General features: G+C 44.9%; 16 protein-coding genes and 1 other annotated feature. Of the genes, 12 read left to right on the forward strand and 4 right to left on the reverse strand.

Annotated elements, in window-relative coordinates:
• Positions 1-192 precede the first annotated feature (192 nt).
• From BMX79_RS10280 to BMX79_RS10300, 5 genes are all read left to right on the forward strand, one after another.
• Complete coding sequence (locus BMX79_RS10280; RefSeq protein WP_091482349.1) at positions 193-2,556, forward strand: DNA translocase FtsK; 2,364 nt, start codon at positions 193-195, stop codon at positions 2,554-2,556.
• Between the two features lie 194 nt (positions 2,557-2,750).
• The gene (locus BMX79_RS10285) at positions 2,751-3,857 is read left to right on the forward strand and encodes a BMP family lipoprotein (RefSeq protein WP_091482389.1); all 1,107 of its coding nucleotides are present in this window, start codon (positions 2,751-2,753) and stop codon (positions 3,855-3,857) included.
• Between the two features lie 226 nt (positions 3,858-4,083).
• On the forward strand, positions 4,084-5,667 hold the full coding sequence (locus tag BMX79_RS10290; RefSeq protein ID WP_091482351.1) for an ABC transporter ATP-binding protein: 1,584 nt from the start codon (positions 4,084-4,086) through the stop codon (positions 5,665-5,667).
• On the forward strand, positions 5,654-6,724 hold the full coding sequence (locus BMX79_RS10295) for an ABC transporter permease (protein WP_373419240.1): 1,071 nt from the start codon (positions 5,654-5,656) through the stop codon (positions 6,722-6,724). The genes BMX79_RS10290 and BMX79_RS10295 overlap by 14 nt, the downstream gene beginning before the upstream one ends.
• Before the next feature lie 2 nt (positions 6,725-6,726).
• A complete protein-coding gene (locus tag BMX79_RS10300) occupies positions 6,727-7,683 on the forward strand; it encodes an ABC transporter permease (RefSeq protein ID WP_091482356.1) in 957 nt (318 codons plus the stop codon).
• A 59-nt stretch (positions 7,684-7,742) separates the two neighbouring features.
• Here BMX79_RS10300 and mnmM read toward each other — a convergent pair whose 3' ends face one another.
• Positions 7,743-8,306 (reverse strand): tRNA 5-(aminomethyl)-2-thiouridylate-methyltransferase MnmM, encoded by a 564-nt coding sequence (mnmM, locus tag BMX79_RS10305; protein WP_091482358.1) that lies wholly within the window; start codon positions 8,304-8,306, stop codon positions 7,743-7,745.
• A gap of 208 nt (positions 8,307-8,514) precedes the next feature.
• Between mnmM and BMX79_RS12780 the strand changes: the two genes are divergently transcribed.
• The 6 genes from BMX79_RS12780 (at position 8,515) to BMX79_RS10335 (ending at position 21,112) form a co-directional block, all read left to right on the forward strand.
• Entirely contained in the window at positions 8,515-12,234 is a 3,720-nt protein-coding gene (locus BMX79_RS12780) for a LysM peptidoglycan-binding domain-containing protein (RefSeq protein WP_091482361.1), read from the forward strand.
• 186 nt (positions 12,235-12,420) lie between these two features.
• Positions 12,421-13,920 carry an N-acetylglucosamine-specific PTS transporter subunit IIBC gene (nagE, locus tag BMX79_RS10315; protein ID WP_091482363.1) on the forward strand — a complete coding sequence of 500 codons (1,500 nt, stop codon included), beginning with the start codon at positions 12,421-12,423 and terminating at the stop codon, positions 13,918-13,920.
• 44 nt (positions 13,921-13,964) lie between these two features.
• Positions 13,965-14,175 (forward strand) — a binding site (T-box leader).
• A gap of 55 nt (positions 14,176-14,230) precedes the next feature.
• Positions 14,231-16,648 carry a leucine--tRNA ligase gene (gene leuS, locus BMX79_RS10320; protein WP_091482365.1) on the forward strand — a complete coding sequence of 806 codons (2,418 nt, stop codon included), beginning with the start codon at positions 14,231-14,233 and terminating at the stop codon, positions 16,646-16,648.
• 68 nt (positions 16,649-16,716) lie between these two features.
• Positions 16,717-18,477: an ABC transporter ATP-binding protein gene (locus tag BMX79_RS10325; RefSeq protein ID WP_091482367.1), complete on the forward strand. Its 1,761-nt coding sequence runs from the start codon at positions 16,717-16,719 to the stop codon at positions 18,475-18,477.
• A 204-nt stretch (positions 18,478-18,681) separates the two neighbouring features.
• On the forward strand, positions 18,682-20,343 hold the full coding sequence (locus BMX79_RS10330; RefSeq protein WP_091482369.1) for a putative polysaccharide biosynthesis protein: 1,662 nt from the start codon (positions 18,682-18,684) through the stop codon (positions 20,341-20,343).
• Positions 20,344-20,392: 49 nt separating this feature from the next.
• A complete protein-coding gene (locus BMX79_RS10335; RefSeq protein ID WP_091482371.1) occupies positions 20,393-21,112 on the forward strand; it encodes a pseudouridine synthase in 720 nt (239 codons plus the stop codon).
• A 614-nt stretch (positions 21,113-21,726) separates the two neighbouring features.
• Here the strand turns inward: BMX79_RS10335 and BMX79_RS10340 are convergent.
• Together BMX79_RS10340 and BMX79_RS10345 are read right to left on the reverse strand one after the other, a co-directional pair.
• Complete coding sequence (locus BMX79_RS10340) at positions 21,727-21,996, reverse strand: hypothetical protein (RefSeq protein ID WP_146881525.1); 270 nt, start codon at positions 21,994-21,996, stop codon at positions 21,727-21,729.
• A gap of 184 nt (positions 21,997-22,180) precedes the next feature.
• The gene (locus tag BMX79_RS10345; protein ID WP_091482375.1) at positions 22,181-23,029 is read right to left on the reverse strand and encodes an NAD(P)H-hydrate dehydratase; all 849 of its coding nucleotides are present in this window, start codon (positions 23,027-23,029) and stop codon (positions 22,181-22,183) included.
• A gap of 182 nt (positions 23,030-23,211) precedes the next feature.
• Here BMX79_RS10345 and pepV point away from each other — a divergent pair, with 182 nt between their 5' ends.
• A complete protein-coding gene (gene pepV, locus BMX79_RS10350; protein ID WP_091482377.1) occupies positions 23,212-24,621 on the forward strand; it encodes a dipeptidase PepV in 1,410 nt (469 codons plus the stop codon).
• Between the two features lie 208 nt (positions 24,622-24,829).
• On the opposite strand, the gene tnpB is transcribed toward pepV, so the two are convergent.
• Positions 24,830-25,885 (reverse strand): IS200/IS605 family element RNA-guided endonuclease TnpB (gene tnpB / locus BMX79_RS10355; protein WP_091482379.1); only part of this gene is annotated, 1,056 nt, incomplete at its 5' end.

The raw sequence follows: 25,885 nt of genomic DNA on the forward strand, positions 1-25,885 counted from the left end.
GGTTAAATACCCTACTTATAGTTTACTTGTTCAGATAGAAAAAGGTCAATGAATAGCCGTCAAGGGTGGGAGTCATTTTCAACTAATGAAAGAAGCCTTACGATCATGAGTGATTTATCCCTTGAGACACGCCTACCTTAGCCAGCTGATTCATGCTATAATGACACAGATATGAAAGAAAGGAGAACTGGAATGGCACGAACGAAAAAAAGAGGCAGACCAAAGAAAAAGACGCACAAGGTAGCACCTGAACTTATTGGATTTATTCTATTTTTCACCAGCCTGCTGGCGCTTGGATCCTTTGGATTTGTCGGACGATTTATAACTAATGTATTCAGATTATTTGTAGGAGAAACCTATGCTTTTATGGCCATTATATTACTGGCTACTGGGCTGTATCTGCTGCTTAAAGGTGAGTGGCCGAGTTTCAAGGGCCCACGTACAAGAGGAGCAGCCTTACTCTATGTAGCCTGGCTAGTTTTCAATCATTCGAGATGGGTCCTGCCTGTCATCACTGATTCCACAAATAGTGTAACAGCTACTTGGCAGGCGATATGGCCACAGGTCACAAGCAACAGCATAGGTGGGTCAGTCGGAGGCGGAATGATCGGAGCAGTATTCTTTGGAGCCAGCCATTTCCTATTTGCAATGGCGGGAACCTATATCATGATTGTTGCTCTAGTATTCGTAGGAATTATGACCTTTTTCCAGTTCTCATATAAAGCACTTTTTGAACGGATCAGAAAAGGCTTGAGAGCATTGTTTAATGGAATGAAAAATAGTGTGGCATCAGCTGTTTCTCATGTGGGTGAGAGCCGGAAGAAGCGCAGCAAGAAACCGAAAACTGCCAAAAAAACTAAGAAGTCAAGGCAGAAGAAGGAAGAATCCAAGGATCAGCCTGACAGTGCAGACAATTTAGATGAAACGACTCCAGTCAATGAATCAGCTGCATCAGAACACGAACAGACTACCCTTGAAATTGAAGGTTATCAGGAAATACAGGAGAAACTGCAAAATAAAGGCTCAGATCCCAAACCTTCGTCAGAACCTGAAGCAGACGGACAGGACGACGGCCCTGTGGAGTTTGAAATTGGAGAAGAGGAAAATGAATCCTACAAGCTGCCTCCGGTTACCTTACTTAACCAGATAGAAGCGATCGATCAGTCGGATGAATACACGATCATTCAGAAAAATGTCAAGAAGCTGGAAGAGACCTTTGAAAGTTTCGGAGTTAAGGCTAAAGTTACTAAAGCGAACCTTGGTCCGGCAGTAACGAAATATGAAATTCAGCCGGCAACGGGTGTGAAAGTAAGCAAGATTGTCGGGCTGTCAGATGACCTTGCGCTGGCGCTTGCTGCTAAGGACATACGGATGGAAGCACCGATTCCGGGGAAAGCGGTCATTGGTATTGAAGTCCCGAACTCCGAAGTCAGCACTGTTTCATTTAGAGACATTATAGAAGGACAAGTCAAGAATAAGGATAAATTGCTTGAGGTGCCGTTGGGTAGAGATATAGCTGGAAACGTAGCTATGGCCGATCTGGCTAAAATGCCGCACCTTCTGGTAGCTGGAGCAACGGGATCAGGTAAGTCGGTTGCAATCAACGGAGTAATTACGAGTCTCCTGCTTAAAGCTAAACCAAATGAACTTAAACTGATGATGATCGACCCGAAAATGGTTGAACTGAATGTCTACAATGGCATTCCGCATCTTCTGACACCCGTCGTCACCAATCCTAAAAAGGCTGCAGTTGCCCTGCAGAAAGTCGTTCAGGAAATGGAAAGACGATACGAATTATTTGCCGCGAGCGGGTCAAGAAACATGGAAGGCTACAATGCTTTTGTGAAACGTAAGAATGAGGAAAATGACGAAGGGTTGCTGCCGCTGCCTTTTATCGTTGTAATCGTAGACGAGCTTGCAGACTTGATGATGGTGGCTTCAAATGAAGTTGAGGATTCAATAATTAGATTGGCTCAGATGGCACGTGCTGCTGGGATTCACATGATCCTGGCGACTCAGCGCCCAAGTGTGGACGTTATAACCGGTATAATCAAGGCCAATGTCCCGTCAAGAATTGCCTTTGCTGTCTCAAGTGGTACGGATTCCCGGACGATTCTAGACAGCAACGGGGCTGAAAAACTTCTGGGACGAGGAGATATGCTCTTCCAGCCGATGGGTGCCAACAAGGCAAACAGGGTTCAGGGAGCCTTCATATCCGATGAGGAAGTTGAAGCTGTTGTGAATTTCGTCAAGGACCAGCAGGAAGCAAATTATGTAGAAGAAATGATTCCGAAAGATGAACCGCAGAAAAATGCGACTGACTCTGAAGATGATTTATATGACGAAGCTGTGTCGCTTGTAATAGAAATGCAAACTGCAAGTATATCATTGCTTCAAAGAAGGTTTAGAATTGGATATAACAGAGCGGCACGTATGGTGGACGAGATGGAAATGAATGGAATCGTCGGGCCTTCCGAAGGATCGAAACCCAGAGAAGTACTGGTATCAGCTGAACCTGCTGAAACACCTTCAGAAACTGCTGACCAGATAAGTTAAATGAAACATCAATATGAAAGCTTTTTAATTATATTAGACATCAAATTCTAACTTTCTTTTTTGTTACGGGAGTGTTACTATAACCTTGAAAGGACAGAGTGTTAGCGTAATCATTTGAAATGCCTATTAGATTCAAATGAGAACCTGGTGCTCTTTTCTGAGGTAAAAAAATATTAGGGGGAATAATTGTGACAATGCTTAAATTGAGAACATTGCTGGCTTTAGGTACATCTGCTTTCGTACTGGCTGCCTGCCAGGGTCAGGATGCTGGTGACACAACTGATACGATTCAGGATGATACTGAGGATACTACTGAAGACACTGGTGAAGAAACTGCGGATAACGGAGAAGATACTGAAGATATCGACTTCCGCATCGCTATGATCACCGATGAAGGTGGAGTTGACGACCGTTCATTCAACCAGTCCGCTTGGGAAGGTATGAACGAATGGGCTGACAATCTTGGATTAAGTGATGATCACTTTGCTTACTACCAGTCAAACGACTCTTCAGACTTCGTTCCTAACTTGAACCAGGCTAATGCTGATGGTTACGACATTATTTACGGAATCGGATTTATGCTTCTTGACGCTGTCAACGATGTAGCTGATCAGAACCCTGACCAGAACTTCGGAATTGTCGATGACATTTCTGATCGTGACAACGTTGTATCTCTAACTTTCCGTGACCATGAAGCGGCTTTCCTTGCAGGAGTTGCAGCTGCGCAGACAACTGAAACAGGACGCGTCGGATTCATCGGGGGAATTGCTTCTCCAGTTATCGACCGTTTCGAAACAGGATTTACTGAAGGTGTTGCTTATGTAGATGAGAGCATTGAAGTTGATGTACAGTACGCTGAATCATTCTCAGATGCCGGTGTAGGACAGCAGATCGCTGCTGGTATGTTTGCCAGTGGAGCAGACGTTGTCTACCACGCTGCAGGAGCAGTTGGTAACGGCGTATTCACAGAAGCACGTAACCGTCTTGAATCAGATCCTGATTCTGAAATCTGGGTAATCGGTGTAGACCGTGACCAGGAAGAAGAAGGAAACTGGGATGGTGGAAACTTCACTTTGACATCAACACTTAAAGGTGTAGGTTCTGCAATCGAAATGTCTGCTAACCAGACAATTGAAGAAGGATTCCCTGGTGGAGAAACAATCGCTTACGGTTTAGAAGAAGAAGGTGTTGACGTGACACGCGGAAACATGTCAGATGATGCATGGGCTGCTGTTGAAGAGGCACGTCAGGCTATCCTTGATGGAGAAATCGAAGTAACTGAATTCTCTTATTCTGAATAACAAATTAACAATTTTCGAACGAACTTGAATAGGCACAAGTGAATAGATAAAGCGCTAGTCAACAGGCTGGCGCTTTTTCTCTTCATTACCGAGTCCGATAGTTCATTATTTAGTTAAGAAAATTATTACTAATTGTTTATCTGTGTGCAATTTACGAGGGTGTAAAAGTAAGGTATAATAAATAACTGTTAATATTAATAGAATGGAAGCGAAGGAGGGATCGGTTATGTCACAGACTAATAAGGTCATTGAAATGAAAGGCATTACAAAAGAGTTTGGAAATTTCAGAGCAAATGACAATATTCATTTAGACCTTAACAAAGGGGAAATTCACGCACTGTTAGGAGAAAATGGTGCCGGGAAGTCAACTTTGATGAACATCTTGTCTGGGTTACTGGAACCGACGGAAGGTGAAATATGGGTGAACGGAAATAAAGTAAATATTTCCTCACCAGATACGGCGAATCAGCTGGGTATTGGAATGGTGCATCAGCACTTTATGCTTGTAGATAAATTCACGGTTACTGAAAACATCATGCTCGGTAAAGAAAAGCATCGCTATGGATTTATGGATCAGGATTCTGCAGAAAAGGACGTGCAGGAACTGTCCGACCGCTATGGTTTAAGGGTAGATCCTAAGGCGCGCATCTCGGATATATCAGTGGGGATGCAGCAGCGTGCGGAAATCCTCAAAACTTTATATCGTGGTGCAGACATCCTGATTTTCGATGAACCGACAGGAGTACTGACACCGCAGGAAATCGAAGAACTTATGGAAATCATGCAGTCGTTGGTTAATGAAGGCAAGTCGATCATTCTGATCACACACAAGCTGGACGAAATCAAACAGGTAGCTGACCGCTGTACAGTTATCAGACGCGGAAAGAGTATCGATACAGTTGATGTAGCCACAACTTCACAGCAGGAACTGGCTGATATGATGGTTGGTCGTTCTGTTTCATTCAAAGTAGACAAGAAACCGGCTACGCCTAAAGATCCGGTACTTGAAATCAAGAACTTGACGGTCAAAGAAGCACGTGGATATGATGCAGTTAAAGCTATCGATCTGGAAGTTAGAGCCGGTGAAGTACTAGGTATTGCCGGAGTCGATGGAAATGGACAGTCACAGCTGATTCAGGCTATTACCGGATTGACAAAAGTCGATTCAGGCACGATCAAGCTGGCTGGTAAAGACATCACAAACAAAAAACCACGTCAGATCACTGAAACAGGTCTGGGTCACATTCCTGAAGACAGACAACGTTACGGACTTGTTCTTCCAATGAAGCTGGAAGAGAACATGGCGCTGCAGACTTATTACCAGAAACCATTCAGCAAGCATGGGTTCCTGAATCATAAAGAAATCAAAGAACATGCTAAGCGTCTGATTGAAGAATTTGACGTACGTACGCCAAGTGAAGAGCATTCTGCTGCATCTCTTTCCGGAGGTAACCAGCAGAAAGCCATCATCGCCCGTGAAATCTACCGTGATCCTGCCCTGCTTATTGCAGCTCAGCCGACTCGGGGTCTAGACGTAGGAGCGATCGAGTATATTCATAAACGTCTGATCGAACAGCGTGATAACGGCAAAGGGGTTCTGCTCATGAGTTACGAGCTGGACGAGGTCATGAATGTCTCTGACCGAATCGCCGTCATGTACGATGGTAATGTCATCGCCGTCGTCAATGCAGATGAAACAAACGAAAAAGAACTGGGTCTCTTAATGGCAGGTGTCTCTTTAGAGAAGGCGCATGAACAAGTGGCTGAGTCAAAGGGAAAGGAGAAGGAGACCGTTGCTGACACAAAATAATAATCGCTTGAATAACTTAATGGTTCCGATCCTGTCCATCATCCTGGGATTTGTTTTTGGGGCATTATTGATGCTTTTATTCGGCTATAATCCAATAACTGCTTATCAGGCTATGCTGGACGGTGTGTTTACAAGTCCTTATTTCTTCGGAGAGGCACTAAGACAAGCTACCGTTCTGACCTTTACTGGTCTTGGGTTTGCTATTGCATTTAAAGCCGGATTCTTCAACATCGGAATTGCAGGACAGCTGCTTGTCGGTTGGGTAAGTGCCATCTGGGTAGCATTAGCTTTTCCTGATCTTCCAAGAATCGTTTTAGTAACATTAAGTTTAGTAGTGGGTATTGTTGCCGGAGCAGTCTGGGCTGGTATCGCCGGCGCCTTACGTGCATATTTCGGGACAAGTGAAGTTATCGTGACAATCATGCTTAACTATACTGCGCTTCATTTCACAAACTACTTGATCAGAAATGTTCTTTCTACAGGAAATACAACTGAACGTGTAGGTGAAAACGCAAGCCTGCGTATAGACTGGCTTACAAACTTGACAGCCGGATCTCGTCTCAATGTCGGATTCTTTATCGCTATCATAGTTGTTGCGCTTTACTGGGTATTCATGACTCAGACAACTGCTGGGTTTGAGGTGAGAGCCGTTGGTCTTAACCCTCATGCATCAAGCTATGCCGGAATGAGTGCTGCAAAAAACATTATCCTGTCCATGGTCCTGAGTGGGGCATTGGCTGGACTTGGTGGAGCTATTCACGGACTGGGTACCTTCGGGAATATCTTTACACAAAGCGGACTGCCGAATGTAGGGTTTAACGGAATCGCTGTAGCCTTGCTAGGTCTGGGTAATCCGATCGGAATTTTCTTCTCATCCATTCTATTTGGTGTACTGGATGTTGGAGCTGGGTTCCTGCCAAACCGCGCAGGTGTTCCAGATGAAATGGCAAGCATTGTGATTGCCGCAATCATATTCTTTGTAGGGGCTAACTACCTGATCCGTCTGATCATGGGTAAACTGAAGTCCAATAAACAAGCGACAGAAGGAGGAGAATAGGCATGGGTTTTATGCAGTTAATGCAATTGATCGTATCCAGTTCCTTAATGTATGCCGCTCCCTTGATTTTAACAGCACTTGGAGGGACCTTCTCTGAGCGTGGTGGAGTTGTAAACATTGGACTTGAAGGCATCATGGTTATGGGTGCGTTCATGTCAGCTATTTTTAATATTCAGTTTTTCGGTACATTTGGAGCAATGACTCCTTGGATCGGATTGGTTGCCGGTGGGGTAATCGGTCTGCTATTCTCAGTTCTTCATGCTGTAGCAACAATCAACTTAAGAGCTGATCACATTGTTTCAGGTACAGTCATCAACTTAGCTGCGCCAGCACTTGCTGTGTTTCTTACGCGTGCTATTTTCGGTGCTGCACAGACTGGACCGCTTCCGAGAGCTTTCGGACGTTCCAATATCTTTTTACTGCATCGCATACCAGTTATCGGACCGATTTTTTTCCGTAATACTTCCGGACCGGCTTACCTTGGAATAATCATTGCAATCATTGCATGGTTCATCTTATTCAAGACTCGTTTCGGTCTGCGTCTACGCTCAGTAGGTGAGCACCCTCACGCGGCTGAAACACTGGGAATCAAAGTGTACACCATGAAATATGCGGGCGTACTGATTTCAGGTTTCCTAGGAGGAATGGGAGGAGCAATTCAGGCACAGGCGATCCATAATGAATTTGGTATCTTAACTGTTGCCGGTCAAGGATTTATCGCGATGGCAGCTATGATCTTCGGTAAGTGGAATCCACTTGGAGCCATGGGTGCAGCTATATTCTTCGGTTTTGCTCAGAGTCTGGCTCGTATCGGAAACTATATCCCGATCATTCAGGATATTCCTAACATCTGGCTGCAAGTTCTTCCGTACCTTCTGACTATTCTAGTCCTTGTAGGAGTTATCGGACGTGCAGAAGCACCAGCAGCAATTGGTAAAACATACATTAAATCTAAATAATTGCTTAAACTTAAAAGCCCGGATTTCTCAGTTTACATACTGAGGACTCCGGGCTTTTATTATTTCTTTTCAATTGCCAGCAGGAATGGGGGGGAGTTCTTCTGATTGATGAAAGCATACTGCAGCACATCATAGGACTTCTGCGGAAGTGATTGAGCAAAAGACAGGACAGCTTCTTTCTCTTCAGCACCGCCCTCATGCCCATAGTAGACCATGATCAGTACAAGACCGCCCGTTTTTAGAAGGGGCAGCACTTTTTGAAGTGATTCAATCGTTGTATCAGGTGAAGTGACGATCGATTTGTCGCCTTTAGGCAGATAACCGAGATTGTAGACAACCGCAGCAATCGATGAATCTTCTATTGAATATGAGTCGACCTGTTCGTGACCGGTCGCCAGCAACTGAACACGTTTATCCAGATGAGCCTCGCTTAACCTTTTCTGTGTAGCAGAAATCGCTTCTCTCTGAATATCAAAACCGATCACTTTGCCTTCTGGACCGACAATATCTGCCAGCAGAAGCGTATCGTTGCCGTTACCAACTGTGGCATCTATAACCTTTTCACCTTCTTTAACCGATTGGGAGAGTAAGGTATGAGTGAATTTTAACGCTGATTGTAGCATGAAACAAACCTCCGAAAGTACAAATTTTAATGTGAGACCAGTGAACAGTGAATCTAAAAATGCACGTCTGATCGTTGATGCAAGCAACTTATCTATTATATTACAATAGTGTAACAAAGTAAAAATCGTCATAGATATTATTTCTCTTCTGACAGACTAACTGTATAATATAGGGACAATACCTTATTTGAAAAGAGGAGGAATTTTAATGACAAAACACTACTCACTACCTCTTGCCCCTGAAAATGAAAAGGGGATCAGAAAATCAGTTGCTTTTTCGTCAAGTCTATTAGCAGGCGTCGTAGCCATAAGTTCCTTCACACAGTCAGTTGAAGCTCAGGAACTAGATCAGGATCAGGCATTTCTTCAAAGTCTGTATGAACAGTATACCGCTTTAGAGCTTTCAAAAGAAGACACTCCCAAATCTTCTTTAGAAGAGGACGATGAGTTAGATATCGACTCTTCAGAAGTAAGCCCCGTATCAGACGAAGAAACAGATTACATAAAGGCCCAGCTGACAAGAATGATTGAACTGGCTGGAGGAGAAAGTGTTCTGGAACAAGTGGATTCAGAACATCTGTCTATTGAACAGCTGGACTCAATTTTCAATGCACTGATCGAAAAACAGCTCAATGATATTCAGGAAAGTGGAGAGACCGGTTTAGAAAATGAGTCTGACTTAACTGAAGCAGTCTCTTTAGTGGCAGAATCCTTAACAGAAAACAATGATTCGGTGGCTGATACTGCTGAAGAGCCAGCTCTGCTGGCTGCTGCAGTTGCAGCTGATGTAACAGAACAGGATGACGAACCTGCTGAAAGTACTGAAGAAGCGGGTGAAATTCTTTCTGCTGAAGGTGTATCTGAAAATACCAGTCAGGACCAGAATGTTGAATCTCCAACTGAACCAGTAGTAGAAGAGGCAGAAGCAGAAATACCGGCAGTAGAGACTCCGGGAACTGAGACAGCAGAGCCCGAAATACCTAAAACAGAAACACCTAAAACAGAAACACCTAAAACAGAAACTCCAAAAGCAGAAGCACCGAAGACTGATTCAAAAGAAACAGCTTCTGCACCTAAAGTCGAGGAACCAAAAGCAGCAGCACCTAAAACAGAAACGAAGCAGGCCGCTCCTGCACCTGAAAAGGCGATCGTATATGTCGTCAAGTCCGGAGATACGCTGAACCGTATTGCTCAGACGTATAATACGACAACTGCCAAGCTCGCCAGTTTAAATAATCTGACTAACATTAACCGTATATCTGTTGGACAAGTTCTTGCTATCAACGAAGCAGGGGTTTCCCAGGCGAAGAACAGTCAGCCGACAAACCCATCTACTCCTGGTAATCTGAATCAGGCAAACACACCTGCAGCATTCATCAATCAGATTGCCGGATTTGCACAGGACATTGCATCCAAAAACGGATTATATGCGTCTGTCATGATTGCTCAGGCAAGTCTTGAATCAGGTTATGGACGCAGCAGCCTGTCTGCGCCGCCAAATCACAACTTATTCGGGATCAAGGGAAGCTACAATGGTCAGTCTGTCGCTATGCAGACAAGAGAATACTATTCACATACTGGATGGATCACGATAACCGATCATTTCAAAAAGTATCCGAGTTATGAAGAATCACTGCAGGACAATGCAAGGCTGCTTAGAAACGGAACAAGCTGGAACCCACAGTTCTACTCAGGAACCTGGGTAGAAAAAACAACGAGCTACCGTGATGCAACGGCCTGGCTGCAGGGAAGATATGCAACAGATCCGACTTATGCGAATAAGCTGAACAACCTGATCCAGCTATATGATCTGACGCGTTTTGACGTGCCAGTTTCAGGAGGCAGCAGACCTACACCAGTACCAGATCCTGCACCATCGAACCCGGCTCCGTCCAATCCTTCAAATCCATTTAAGGAAACGACGACTTATACCGTCGTAAGCGGAGATACGTTAAGCAAAATTGCACGTGAATATAAAACGACGGTTCAGGCTTTAAAGACGGCAAATAATCTGAGCAGCGACTTAATATTCGTCAATCAGAAACTGACTGTACCTAAACTTGAAACAGCGTCACCTGCACCTGAACAGCCTAAAGAAGACACTAAACCAGATACTTCCAAACCAGAAGACTCCGGAAATCAGAACGAAACACCTGCTCCAGATGCGAGTAGACCGGAGACAGGAAGTGGCACCTATACGGTTGTAAGAGGAGATACATTAACTAAGATTGCCAGAGAATTCAGTACGACTGTTCAGGCGATCAGAGAAGCAAACAAATTGAGTGGAGATCTCATCTTCGTCAATCAACGCTTGACGATACCGGCTAAAGCAGCAGAAACTGTGCCAGTGACTCCTCCGGTCAGCCAGCCTGACAATCAGAGCAAGTCTGTTACGGTACAAAGAGGAGACACGCTTTCTCAACTGGCCCGTACACATAATACAACTATCGCTGCTTTGAAATCTGCGAACAAGCTCCTGTCAGATACCATTTATGTCGGTCAGGTTCTGCTTGTTCCTGGCACATCAGGACAGGGAAACAGCACCGTACCTGCTCCTGCACCAAACACCGATAAAGAGACGGCGCCTGTAAAAGGAACTGCCTCATATACGGTTAAATCTGGAGATACACTATCAGGAATAGCCAGAACATACAAGACAACTGTCGCTCAACTTAGAACGTTGAATAAGCTGAACAGTGATCTGATCAGAATAGGTCAACAGCTGCTGGTTCCATCCGATGAAACACCGACTGTGCCCGCACCTCAGCAGCCTGAGAAACCGACTGCCGCGACTACTTATACAGTCGTAAGCGGTGATACATTGAGTAGAATCGCAAGAGATCACCAGACAACTGTCTCACGCCTGATGTCTGACAACAAGCTGACCAGTGACCGTATTTTTGTCGGCCAGCGTCTGACTGTCAACGGCACAGCTCAAAATCAGAATACTCGTCCAGAAAACCAGACCAGTCCTTCACCTGCTGTAAGTGACTATGTCGTCAAGGCAGGAGATACGTTAAGTCAGATTGCCCGCACACACGGCACTACGGTGAGTGCTCTAAGCCAGCTTAACAGTCTGACTGATACTAACCGTCTGTCAGTTGGTCAGGTCCTCAAGGTAAGTGGCGTACAGCAATCACAACCTGTGACTCAGACGCCTACTGCTCCTGTTCAGGATAATGATAAGACAGTCAGCACAAGTTATACGGTAAAATCGGGAGATACCTTAAGTGGCATTGCCCGTCAGTTCAAGACGACCGTTGCTCAGTTAAGAGAATGGAATGCGATTGAAAACGCAGACCACCTATCTGTCGGTCAGAAACTGACGATTAAAGGCTCAACTGACTCTACTGTACCAAGTGCACCTGCGCCAACCGCGCCTGCTGGAAATCAGAATCAGGGAGGCACGTACACGGTAAAAGCTGGAGATACACTCTCACACATTGCTCGAGAGTTCCAGACCACAGTGACTCAGTTACGTGAGCTGAACAATCTGACTAATGCGGACCGCATCTTTGTCGGCCAGACCTTGCGTACAGGAGGATCAACTTCTGTCAGCACACCGACTGCTCCGACACCGGCGCCAGCAAATGATCAGTCCAGACCTAATGACCGCTCCTATGTGATCAAGGCTGGTGACACCCTTTCAGCTATAGCGAGAGCTCAGAACGTGACGATCAGTCAGCTTAGAGAGTGGAATAACCTGACGAGTGACATCATTTTCGTCGGCCAGACATTAGTAGTGCGCGGTGAGCAGACAACTGAGACGGCTCCTCAGCCCAATCAGTTAGTCCATACTGTTTCAGCTGGTGAAACGCTGTCCCATATTGCGAGACAGTATAAGCTGACCGTAAGAGAACTGAAAGAACTGAACAATTTGAGTACAGATCTGATTTTCGTCAATCAGAAACTGCTCACGGCCAGATAAAAAGATACCCATTTTCACAGGAAGCATCATTGCCTGTGAAAATGGTTTTTTTTGCGTTAGAAAATCAGTTGACAGTAGCTAAATGGTAGCGCTTACTATATAATGAAGGCGACATCTTCTTTAATCATTTCTGCAGCATTTATCATCCCTTTAAAGAAGGTGATCATGGTAAAAGGAGTGGGACAAATGAAGTATTTACAACGAATAGGCCGATCCTTGATGCTGCCTGTAGCGGTATTACCTGCAGCAGCTATTCTGATGGGTATCGGGTATTGGATCGATCCGAGCGGTTGGGGTGGAGAAAGCCAGATTGCGGCTTTCCTGATCAGTGCAGGAGCATCACTTATCAATAACATGGGTATACTGTTTGCGATAGGGGTAGCCTTAGGCATGTCCAGAGACAAGAACGGGGCGGCTGCTCTGAGTGGTCTGGTCGGCTGGCTAGTGACAACGACCATGCTGAGTCCGGATACGGTTGCCCAGCTGCAGCAGATTGACGTGGAAGAAGTGAACTTGGCTTTTGACAGTATCGAAACGCAGTTTATCGGTATCCTTGTCGGTATTATTGCAGCGGTCATTTATAATAAATTCAGTGGAGTCAAGCTTCCTCAAGCTCTGGCATTTTTCAGTGGAAGACGTCTTCCGCCGATTATCACTGCAGTAGCCTCACTAGTCTTGTCAGGTATACTGATGTTTGTCTGGCCACCAGTCTTCGGTCTGCTCGTTGACTTTGGAACATTCATCAGTGGTCTGGGAGCCTTTGGAGCCGGGTTATATGGGTTCTTTAACAGGCTGCTGATTCCGACGGGTCTTCACCATGCTTTAAATGCAGTATTCTGGTTCGATCTGATTGGAATTAATGACATTCAGAATTTCTGGGAAGGAACAGGAGTAGTGGGGGTGACAGGCATGTACCAGGCCGGTTATTTCCCTGTCATGATGTTCGGACTGCCTGCAGGTGGTCTGGCTATGTATCAGATGGCTGATTCAGACCAGAAGAAACGGGTCGGCTCATTGATGCTGGCCGCAGGATTTGCAACGTTCTTTACAGGCGTGACAGAACCGTTGGAGTTTGCCTTCATGTTCGTCGCACCTTTGTTATTTGTAATACATGCCCTGCTGACAGGTCTTTCTATGTTTATTGCGGCGACATTTAACTGGACAGCTGGCTTCGGTTTCAGTGCAGGGTTTGTCGATGGCGTACTCAGCTTCAGGCTGCCGATGGCCAATCAGCCGTATATGCTGATCGTTCAGGGACTAGTATTTGCGGTCATCTATTATTTCGCTTTCCTTTGGGCCATAAAAACATTCAATCTGAAAACCCCAGGTAGAGGAGAAGAAGTGGCACTTGATGAAGGAGAAGTATCAGAAGGACCGACACCTCCTGCCGCGCCGACAGCAAACCAGGGGAGAGACAGAGATCCTGCCTTGTCTGCTGATGACAATCAGTATCGGAGAAAGGCGGAAATCATTCTCGACGGCCTGGGTGGTCAGGATAATATTGCCTCTCTGGACTATTGTGCTACACGCCTGAGGCTGGAGATAAACGACATGAACAAGGTAAACGAAAATAGAATCAAGCAGGCAAACGTGCCTGGACTAAGAAAAACAGGTCGGAACACCATGCAGGTCGTCGTCGGGACGGAAGTGGAATTCGTAGCGAACGAAATGGAAAAATTAAAATAAGATTGCGCAATACCCCAGCCTTTGGTAGAATAAGTGGAAAGATAAGAAAAACAGTGCACAGGAGTAGTAAGTGTCTCTTTCTTCCAGAGAGTGTATGGGTGGTGAAAATACACAGAAAGACAGCTGAACTCGCCTGACAAGTTGCTTCGGGGAATCAAGTACCTGATGCCGTTTTCCGCGTTAAGGACTGGAGGCTGTTTTGCATCATGTAAAACAGTAAATATAGGTGGTACCGCGATCATTAACGCCCTATGAGTAACAGCTCGTCTGTTGCTCGTAGGGCATTTTTTAATTTAAAGGAGAGAGCTGTATGTCATTCAACCATCAGACGATCGAACAGAAGTGGCAGGATATCTGGGAAAAGAACCAGACGTTCAGAACCACTGAAGATAAGAACAAGGAGAACTTTTATGCTCTGGATATGTTCCCGTATCCATCAGGTCAGGGGCTTCATGTCGGGCATCCTGAAGGCTACACGGCAACAGATATTATTTCACGTATGAAGCGCGCGCAGGGCTTCAATGTGCTTCATCCTATGGGATGGGATGCCTTCGGTCTTCCGGCTGAGCAGTATGCATTGGATACCGGAAACGATCCAGCAGAGTTTACTGAACAGAACATCCAGACTTTCAAGCGTCAGATCAAGGCGCTTGGTTTCAGTTATGACTGGGACCGCGAAATCAACACGACAGATCCTGATTACTATAAATGGACGCAGTGGATCTTTACGAAACTGGTGGAAAAAGACTTGGCTTATGAAGCGGAAGTCCCTGTCAACTGGTGCCCGGCACTTGGTACTGTTCTGGCTAATGAGGAAGTTATTGACGGAAAATCTGAACGTGGGGGACATCCAGTTTACCGTAAACCGATGAAGCAGTGGATGCTGAAGATTACGGCGTATGCTGATCGTCTGCTCGATGATCTGGAAGAAGTGGACTGGCCAGAACACATTAAAGACATGCAGCGTAACTGGATCGGCAAGTCTGAAGGAGCTGAAATCACTTTCGGCATCAAGGATTCTGCGGAATCATTCACTGTCTTCACTACGCGCCCAGATACGATTTACGGAGCGACCTATGCTGTTCTTGCACCGGAATCAGATCTGGTCGACAAGATCACCTCAGCTGAACAGAAAGAAGCGGTTGATACTTACCGCACTGAGGCAAATAAGAAATCTGATCTTGAGCGTACGGATCTGAATAAAAATAAAACAGGGGTCTTCACAGGAGCTTATGCAGTCAACCCTGTAACAAACGAGGAGATGCCGATCTGGATCGCTGATTACGTTTTGGCTTCTTATGGAACAGGTGCGATCATGGCCGTCCCTGCTCATGACGAACGAGACTATGAATTCGCAGAAAAATACAATCTGACAATCCGCCCAGTCATTAAAGGCGGAGATACAGACAAGGAAGCCTATACTGGTGACGGCGAGCATATCAATTCTGATATACTGAACGGATTGAATCAGGAAGAGGCAATTGCGACAATCATCGCTTATCTAAAAGATAATAATATCGGAGAGTCTAAGACAACTTACCGTCTGAGAGACTGGCTGTTTGCCCGCCAGCGTTACTGGGGTGAACCGATTCCTGTGATCCATTGGGAAGATGGCACAACAACCACTGTTCCTGAAGAAGAACTGCCGGTTACTTTGCCTAAAACGGATGAAATCAAGCCGTCCGGTACGGGTGAATCTCCGTTAGCTGTCATTGAAGACTGGGTCAACGTAGTGGACGAAAAAACAGGGATGAAAGGTAAACGTGATACGAACACGATGCCGCAGTGGGCAGGAAGCTCATGGTATTTCCTGCGATTCATTGATCCTGAAAACCCTGACCAGCTGGCTGATCCTGAAAAACTGAAACAGTGGCTGCCTGTCGATCTTTATATTGGCGGAGCGGAGCATGCTGTGCTTCACTTGCTTTATGCTCGCTTCTGGCACAAATTCCTCTATGATCTGGGTCTGGTTCCGACAAAAGAGCCATTCCAGAAACTATACAACCAGGGAATGATCCTGGGAGAAAATAACGAGAAAATGTCCAAGTCCAAAGGCAATGTCGTCAATCCCGACGTCGTAGTGGAAGAATACGGTGCAGATACACTGCGTCTATATGAAATGTTCATGGGACCTCTGGATGCGGCGATCGCCTGGAGTGAAGATGGACTGGAGGGCGCGCGTAAATTTCTGGACCGCGTCTGGCGACTGTTCATCGATGAAGACGGCAAAGTCAGAGACCGCATCACCACTTATGACGACAAATCTCTAGAAGTTGTATTCCATCAGACAGTTAAAAAAGTGACTGAAGATTATGAAAATCTCCAGTTCAATACAGGAATTTCACAACTGATGGTCTTCATCAATGCCGCTTATAAAGCAGATGGTCTGCCGCTTGACTATGTCAAAGGATTCATAAAAATGCTGGCACCGATCGCACCGCACGTGTCGGAAGAACTGTGGGCAAAAGTGACCGGAGCATCCGATAGTATTTCCTATGAAGAGTGGCCGTCATATGATGAAACTAAACTGGTTACAGATGAAGTAACAGTCGTTTTCCAGATCAATGGAAAGGTTCGTTCAAAAGCTCAAGTATCGAAATCGATCACGAAAGATGCACTTGAAGAACTGGCGCTTGCAGATAGCAGAATCCAGGAGATGCTTGAAGGACAGACCGTACGAAAAGTTATAGTTGTCCCAGGGAAACTGGTCAACATCGTAGCTAATTAATAGTCAAAGGATAAGAGGGAAGGGAGGGTCCTTCCCTTTTTATCTGTAGAATAAAGTGAGGAAAGCTTATGCAAAAATCATCCGAATTGAAAACTCCAACAAAAAATGACCTGAAGAAATTTACTCAGCTGATTTGGTCAACGAACATTTCAAAAGGGCTGATCGCAATTGGTCTCGCAGGAAGCCTGCTGACGACCTTCACACAATTGATGATTCCGCTCGCCACTCAGCAGTTCATAGATGGCATCGAATTCGATCAGTTTGGGCCGTGGCTGGCTGCTTTGATTGTAGGTATTTTTATTTTTCAGGTTATTTTCAATGGGTTTTCAAACTATGTGCTGCACAAGATCGGTCAACGGGTAGTGGCCAGTCTGCGTTCTTTTTTGTGGAATAAAGTGATTAAGCTGCCCGTTTCCTATTTTGATCAGTATGCATCAGGAGAAGTAGTCAGTCGGATAACGAATGATACAACCATTGTTCAAAATCTGATTTCGTCTTTTTTTCCACAGTTTATCAACGGTATTCTGTCACTGTTCGGTATCTTTATTATCCTGGTACTCATGGACTGGCAGATGACCCTGGTCATGCTGACGGCAGTTCCACTGGCACTGATGCTGACACGTCCTCTCGGTAAAAAAATAGCGAAGGTATCCAGAGAGATGCAGGATGAAACGGCATCCTTTTCCGGAAAGATTCAGCAGACAATTGCTGAAATCAGACTGATGAAGTCATCAACAGCAGAGGGTTATGAACAGTTAAAAGGTGAAAAGGACATCGAGAAGTTATACACCATTGGCTTAAAAGAAGGAAAATACATGGCCATCATCAGTCCGCTCATTTATACGCTCATGATGGGGGTCATGGTGTTCGTCATCGGTTACGGAGGCGTACGCGTAGCCAGAGGACAGATGACTACGGGGCAGCTGGTAGCATTTCTGCTTTATCTGTTCCAGATCATTTTTCCGATCATCACCTTCATGAACTTCTTCATGCAGATGCAGAAAGCTGCCGGTGCAACGGACCGCATCTCATCTATTTTAGAAGAAAAAGAGGAAGCTGAAGAACAGGGAGAAGACAGATCCATTGCCGACTTGCCTATTATTTTTGATCAGGTCAGCTTTTCCTATGAACCTGAGAAAGAAGTGCTCAAGTCCATCTCATTTGAAGCACTCCCTGGAGAAAAAGTTGCGTTTGCTGGTCCAAGTGGTGGAGGAAAATCTACGTTGTTTGCACTCCTGGAGCGGTTCTACACACCAGACAGCGGAGAGATTCGAGCAGGAGAGGTGTCTATAGAGATAATCTCGCTCAATTCATGGCGCAGCCAGATCGGATACGTTTCTCAGGAAAATGCGATGATGTCTGGAACCATCCGTTCAAATGTCTGTTACGGGCTCCCTGATGCTGACAAGATATCTGATGAGCGCTTGTGGGAAGTTCTTGAAATGGCGTATGCTAAAGAATTTGTCGAGCAGTTTCCTGGTAAGCTTGATGAACCGGTTGGCGAACGGGGATTGAAATTGTCTGGAGGACAGAGGCAGCGAATCAATATTGCCCGAGCCTTTTTAAGAGATCCGAATATCCTGATGATGGATGAGGCGACAGCCAGCTTGGATAGTCAGTCTGAGGAAAAAGTATCCAGTGCATTGAAAAACCTGATGAAAGGCCGAACTACTTTTGTTATTGCTCACCGGTTGAGTACAATAGTAGATGCCGATAAGATTCTGTTTATAGAAAATGGTCAGCTCACAGGTATAGGAAAACATGAGGAGCTGATGAAAACGCACCCTCTTTACAAATCCTTTGCCCATCAGCAGCTGGCAGATGAATGATGTGACAGTTTAACGAAAAAGAGATGAAAAAGATTAATCTTTCGCTCAAAAGATTGCACGGAACCAAGTAAAGCAGTAAAATAGAATCTGTTACAAAGGAGCACCTTGCTCCTTTTTTCTATGACTAGCGATAATCTACTAATGAATCCAGCACGCCCACTGAAGTGACTGCCTGCTGGTAACGATTGAAAAGAGGGTTCTATAATGAGTTCTGAAGCAACAAAAGGATTAACTAAAGAAATGTCTCATGATGAGAGAATGATAAGCGGCACAGCCTGGATGACTGCCGGGAGCATGATTTCCCGAATATTGGGTGCATTGTATATCATTCCATGGTATGCCTGGATGGGTGGACAGGGTCCGGGGGATGCAGCCAATGCATTATACCAGATGGGCTACACGCCATACGGCTTCTTTCTTGCCCTGGCGACGGCTGGAGTACCGAGTGCCATATCCAAACAGGTCAGTTATTATAATGCTTTGGGGGAATACGAAGTATCTAAAGCTATTTACAAGCAGGGCCTTAAAATCATGGCCATCACTGGAGTCATTTCAGCCCTGGTCATGTATGTTATCGCACCCATGCTTGCGGAAGCCAGCCCATCAGCCAGCGCCTCTGAAGCTGTCCTGGTCATGCGCTCTCTGACGCCTGCTTTGTTAATTATTCCTGCTCAAAGTGTTACACGAGGATTTATTCAAGGACATAATACGATGAAGCCGTCTGCAGTGTCACAGATACTGGAGCAAGTGTCCCGGATCATTTTCCTGTTGTCGACTGTGTATGTCATCAGACAGGTCAACTCTGGTGAAGTCGTGACAGCCGTTGCATTTTCTACTTTTGCAGCCTTTATCGGAGCAGTCTTTTCATTAGGCTATCTTGGATTCGTGTTGAAGCGTATGAATACAGCCTTTAATTATGAGCCTGAAGAAAGTAAAGGCGAGGTATCTGTCTCACCGAACGATCTGATCATCAATATTATCAAAACATCGATTCCTTTCATCATCATTGCGACTGGAATCATCGTCTTTCAAATCGTCGACCAGGTCACATATGGCCCGATCATGTCCACTTTTTCAAATATGAGTGAGAGCATGATTGAACAGACATACGGCATCACACAGGCCAATGCACACAAACTGATCATGGTACTCACTTCTTTCGGGACGGCCATGTCGATCGCTTCAGTTCCTCTTATTAGTGATCTGATTGCGAAAAGCAATATGAATGAAGTACGTAGACAATTTTCAAAAGGGATCCAGCTCCTGCTCTTTGCCATGTTCCCTGCAGCAATCGGGATGGCTGTCGTCGCTGAACCGTTGTATACCATTTTTTACGGAAACAATGCTCTTGGAACTGGGATCACACAAGTGTCAGCTATCATGAGTATATTCGTAGCATTGTATGCAGTTTTGGGGAATATGCTTCAAGCTGCCAATCTGACGCGTCCGGCGATCAAAGCTCTAATGACCGGACTAGTAGTAAAAATCGTCACCCAGGTTCTTTTCGTATCATGGCTCGGTCCATACGGCATGCTGCTTTCAGCTATCGCCGGTTTCGGAATCAGCTGCTGGCTGATGATGCGCATCATGCATGAACACACTCATTATTCAGCAAGCAGACTATTCAGACGTTCCCTGCTGATCCTGATTTTATCTGTCGTTATGGGGATCGGAACACTTATTGTGAAATGGGGACTTGGATTCGTCCTTAATTATGAAATTAAAATGCACGCATTGATTGCTCTGGCAATAATAGCATTTGTCGGTATTCTGATTTATGGTTATCTTGTGCTGAAAACGAGATTAGCTGACCGACTGATCGGTGCTAAAGCTGAACGTGCACGAGCAAAATTTAGAATGAAATAGACTAGTCATTGCACACTCAAGAGTTTAAGAAAAAACGAAAGGAGAGCATATGAGACTTGATAAACTGCTGGCCCATAGTGGCTTAGGCACACGAAAAGAAGTAAAGAAACTGTTGAAAACCAAAATAGTCGAGGTCAATGAAAAAACCGTGACGGACCCGAAGACTCATGTCGATCCTGAAACGGACAAAGTGACGGTCGGTGGAGAAAAACTGGATTATCAGGAGTTCGTCTACTTTATGATGAACAAACCTCAAGGCGTTATCAGTGCGACTGAAGATTTGATGCACGAAACCGTCCTTGATCTTCTGGAAATGCAGGACAGTCTGCAGGAGCCTCACCCGGTCGGTCGGCTGGATATCGACACAGAAGGACTGCTGATTCTAACAAACGATGGCAAGCTGACGCATCGGCTGCTTTCACCGAAGCATCATGTAGACAAGCGGTATTATGCAGAAATAGACGGCATAGTCACTGAAGAGGATATCACCCGTTTCAAAGAGGGGGTAACTCTGGACGACGATTATGAGACACTTCCTGCCGATCTAAAGATTCTGTCTACAGACGAAGACGCTGGAACTTCCGTCGTTGAGCTGGTTATTCGAGAAGGGAAATTTCATCAGGTCAAGCGCATGATGCAGGCTGTCGGAAAAGAAGTGACCTACCTGAAACGCCTTGAAATGGGTCCAATCAGCCTCGATAACACACTTGAACTTGGTGCTTACAGAGAACTGACGTCAGAAGAAATTGACTTACTGAAAAAATCCTGAATATAAAAGACATGACCCTGAATCCGTCCGGCATTTGCTGGAAACTTAGATTGAAGGTCATGTTTTTTTTGGCCAATCAAGTGAAGTCAATTAGTTGAGATTGCTTAAATTGCCTTAGGTTTGGCATGCTCAGGTGCCTTAATACGTGAAGCTGTCGAAGTGTAGGGGGGCATAGCTCATAGCTAATTTAATGGTAAAATTATCTGAGTGTATCTAAACTCAAAGTAGTACCTTAACTGGATCGATAAATGCCCTCGAGTACTGAAGCAATCTTTATAGCACCGGAACTCAAACGGGAATAATACCCGAGTACCGTAGCAATTGCGATAGCACCGGAACTCAAACGAAAAAAACTCGAGTACCGTAGCAATAGACGACGGCCCCTTAGCCTACTCTGATTTTTCTTCTAAATTCTCGCTATCATACAGTAAAACGAGAGACTCTATACAGCAGACAAATTTTCTGCAGATTTAAAACAAAACAATCATATATAGTATGAAAAAAAGCCGCCAAAGCGGCTTTTAACTACTTAAATAGACTATCACTATCTCTTATTTAGAAGACAGTAAAATAGCCAGCTATAGCTATTTTTCAAGCAACCGCTGGTCATTTACTTATAATACGAATGTCTGCAGAACAAGTGCTAAGAAACCGGCACCCACATATGAGAATGCCAGAGCCATCGTCCATTTCATTTTTCTCTTATCCTGTTCGTGCTCTTCTTCTGTTACATATTCACTAGCCTGAGGTGTGGACCACAGGGCGAACACGAAAAAGCCGGCAATACCGAAAAAGTAAAGAAGGTCCAGATTCATCATCATCAGGAGAAAGCCGAGCAGAAAGACCCAGATGCAATTGATCAGCATCTTATTTTTTTTCATCATTAATACATCCCTCAATTCAAAAAACTCTATCTGCATAATTGTATCGTTTTTCATGTGCATTGACAATATATCCTTACACAGACAGAAGAGAATTAGAAAAGTCTTCACAGGTATGAACAATTCTGATATACAGTGCGCAGTGAAAATCAATACATCCGGCATCTCCATCTGGATTTAGAATCAGTCAAACGAACCGTTTCCCGCTGTCGTATTTTGCAAAAGTTTTCATTGTTTCAGGAATCTGCTCAATAATATGTGTTGGCAAGGTAACGTACTGGTGTCTGGCTAGTTCATCACCAATGTAGCTGTGCAGGTATACAGATGCCAGAACAGCGTGTTTCTTATGCTCAAACTGTGCGACAAAACCGGCAATCATTCCAGCCAGAGTATCACCCATGCCACCAGTAGCCATTGCAGGATTCCCGGCAGTATTTTCCCAGACTTCATCCTCGTAATAGACCTCCGTCCGACTTTTTTTCAAAACCACTACCGCATTCAGTTCCTTCACTTTCTGATGGTTCAGTTCAACGTCATGATCATCGATCGGGACACCAGTCAGTGTACGCCACTCGCCTAAATGAGGCGTCACGATCAGTTCTGCTTTCAGAGGAGGGAGATTTTCATTGACATGCAGATGAATAGCATCCCCATCCAGAACTAGAATTTGCTCCTCGTCAATTGTTTCATAAACGGTTTTCATTACATCAGCCGCCCTCTGATCACGACCCAGACCCGGTCCGATGACGATCACATCCATCCCATCAATCATGGATTTCAGCTGCTGGAGATCATACAACGGCAGACACATCGCTTCAGGAAGTCTGGAGTGAAGGGCAGCGTGATTACTTGGATCTGTAGCTACTGTCACCAGACCTGCACCGCTGTGAACACAGGCTGAAGCAGATAAAATAATCGCTCCACCCATATTTTCGTTACCTCCAACTAACAGTACCCGACCGTACGTACCTTTATAACTGTCTTTTTTTCGTTCAGTAATAAAAGATTCTACTTTTCTTTTAGTTATTTTATTCATCTAACATGCCTCCTTTCCTTTAGTTTACTCTTCAAATACTATCCAGTCGAGTAAAACCAGTCGGCATATTTAGCTCACTGGATAAAGTGGTGAGAAGTGTTTGTGTCATCTTTAATTGGAGTTTGATGAAATAAATGATAAAATAGAAAAAGAGAAACGAAATATTTAGGAGGAATATAAGAATGACTGAACACTCAATTGACTGGAAAGCTGAAGCGGCGAAACGTAAAGATGCGTTTCTGGAAGACTTGTTTGACCTGCTTCGTATCGATAGTGTACGTGATGATGATAAAGCAACAGAGGAAGCGCCTGTTGGACCTGGTCCCAAAGAAGCACTTGAGGCATTTCTGGCTTTAGGTGACCGTGACGGCTTCACAACAAAAAATGTAGATAACTGGGCTGGCCACATCGAATACGGTGACGGAGACGAACTCATGGGCGTACTGGCTCACGTCGACGTTGTCCCTACAGGAACGGGATGGGAAACAGATCCGTTTGAACCCGTGATCAAAGATGGCCGTCTCTATGCACGTGGATCAAGCGATGACAAAGGTCCTGGTATGGCGGCTTATTATGCGATCAAGATGATCAAGGACCTTGATCTTCCAGTATCCAAAAAAGTCCGTTTCATCATCGGAACTGATGAAGAAAGTGAATGGAAAGGCATCAAGCATTACCTTGAAACTGAGCCTGAGCCTGACTTTGGCTTTTCACCAGATGCAACATTCCCGATCATTAATGGTGAAAAAGGGAATACAACTGTATTCATCGAAACAAAAGGAGACGGGTCCGGAGCATCAAATGAATTAGTTCAGTTTGAATCAGGCCTGCGTCCGAATATGGTTCCTCAAGATGCGGTAGCCGTCGTTAAAAGTGACGACCCTCAAGCTATCGAATCTGGACTGACTGACTTCCTTAATGGACTACCAGTCAAAGGGACAGCGGCTGTGGACGGAAACAAAGTAACGCTGGAATTCACCGGTAAGGCGGCTCACGGAAGCAAGCCGGCCAGTGGAGTCAATGCAGCGACTTACCTGGCACGTTATTTATTAGACTTTAATTTTGGAAAAGATGCAAAAACTTTCTTGGAAGTCATCACACTTTATCTGCACGATGATCCTGAAGGGAAAAAACTGGGTATCGATCATACGGACTCCGTAATGGGCGAGCTGACTTCCAATCCGGGTGTCTTCTCCTATAAAGCCGAAGAAGGCGGAAAAATCACGGTCAATATGCGTTACCCTCAAGGGACCACGGAAGATAAGATATTAGATACTTTCAAAGACAAGCTGTCTCAGTATGATGTGGAGCTTTCAAACAGTGAAGGGAAGGAACCTCACTATGTTCCTGCCAACGATCCGCTTGTGACAACACTGCTGGACGTTTACCATCGTCAGACTGGGCTTGAAGCTCACGAAATGGTTATTGGTGGCGGAACATACGGCCGTCTGATGGAACGCGGAGTCGCATACGGCGCAATGTTCCCGGACAGTGTCGATACTATGCACCAGGCCAATGAATTCATGGCTGTAGATGATCTTATGAATGCAATGGCGATTTACGCAGAAGCAATTTATGAACTGATCAAATAAAGAAAAGCTGAATGACTGAAGGAAGAGCAGCGGCTCTTCCTTTTTTCTGTCTAATATGCTCAAAGTGAACTACCCACCACTTAAATCCTTTGGATTTTGAAGTGGGGGCTTCCTACGAACTCCATTCTTGTCTGCACAGACTTCATACAGACAGAGGAATCGGATAGGGGTAGGCTCAAAAGGCAGTCCCTGCCTCATTGATTTTCTTTTACTTGGCCAATGCCAAGAGGTTTTTGCTGGCATTGATATCTCTGTCAAGGTATTCCCCGCATGTCGGGCAGTCCCACTCCCGGATATTGAGCGGCTTCTTGCCGTCTCGGTGTCCGCAACTCGAACAAACCTGACTAGACGGATAGAATCGGTCTGCTTTGATAAGTGTCCGTCCTTTTTGCTTGGATTTATATTCTAATTGGCGGACGAATTCATACCATCCTGCATCACCAATGCTTTTTGCCAGTTTATGATTGTTCATCAGGTTCTTACTCGACAGAGTTTCTATTACAATGACTTGGTTTTCGTCTGTAATCTTTTTGGATAGTTTGTGCAAGAAATCTTTGCGCTGATTGGCAATCTTCTCGTGCTTTTTGGCCACTTGAATGCGTGCTTTATTGCGGTTCTTACCGCCTTTTTGTTTGAGGGATAACGACCGTTGCGCTTTCTTCAGCTTCTTTTCGGACTTGTAAAGAGGTTTTGGATTTTTGTGCTTCTCAGTCTCCCCTAAATCATTGGTGGTGACCGCAAAATCCGAAATACCCAAATCAATCCCGATCTTCCGTTCAACTAATTGGGGCGTTTCGTCCGCTGATTCCACAAGAATGGATATAAAATATTTTCCCGATTTATTCATTGATATCGTACATGATTTAATCTTGCCTTGAAAAGTACGATGCTGGACAAGCTTTACACATCCGATTTTAGGCAGTTTGATCTTACCATCTTCAATTCGGATATTTCCCCCTTGATTGTTGGTGGTATAACTCGCTTTTGAACGGTGTTTGGATTTGAATTTTGGAAATCCAATGGATTTATCCCGGAAGAAATTTTTGTAGGCTCGTTCCAAATTCTGCTGAGCGTTCGCCAAAGCCAGACTATCAACCGCTTTCATAAAAGGAAACGCTTCTTTGTACTGAGCGGGCGTATTGTTGAGCATTTGTTTCGTCAATTTATAGTGGTCGATCTTGTCGCTAAGCATTTGGTTATAAATGAAGCGGGCACAACCAAAACAGTTCGCAAAATAGTTTTTTTGTTCTTCATTTGGGTAGAG

The sequence above is a fragment of the Alkalibacterium pelagium genome, assembly GCF_900109325.1.
GTDB lineage: Bacteria > Bacillota > Bacilli > Lactobacillales > Carnobacteriaceae_A > Alkalibacterium > Alkalibacterium pelagium.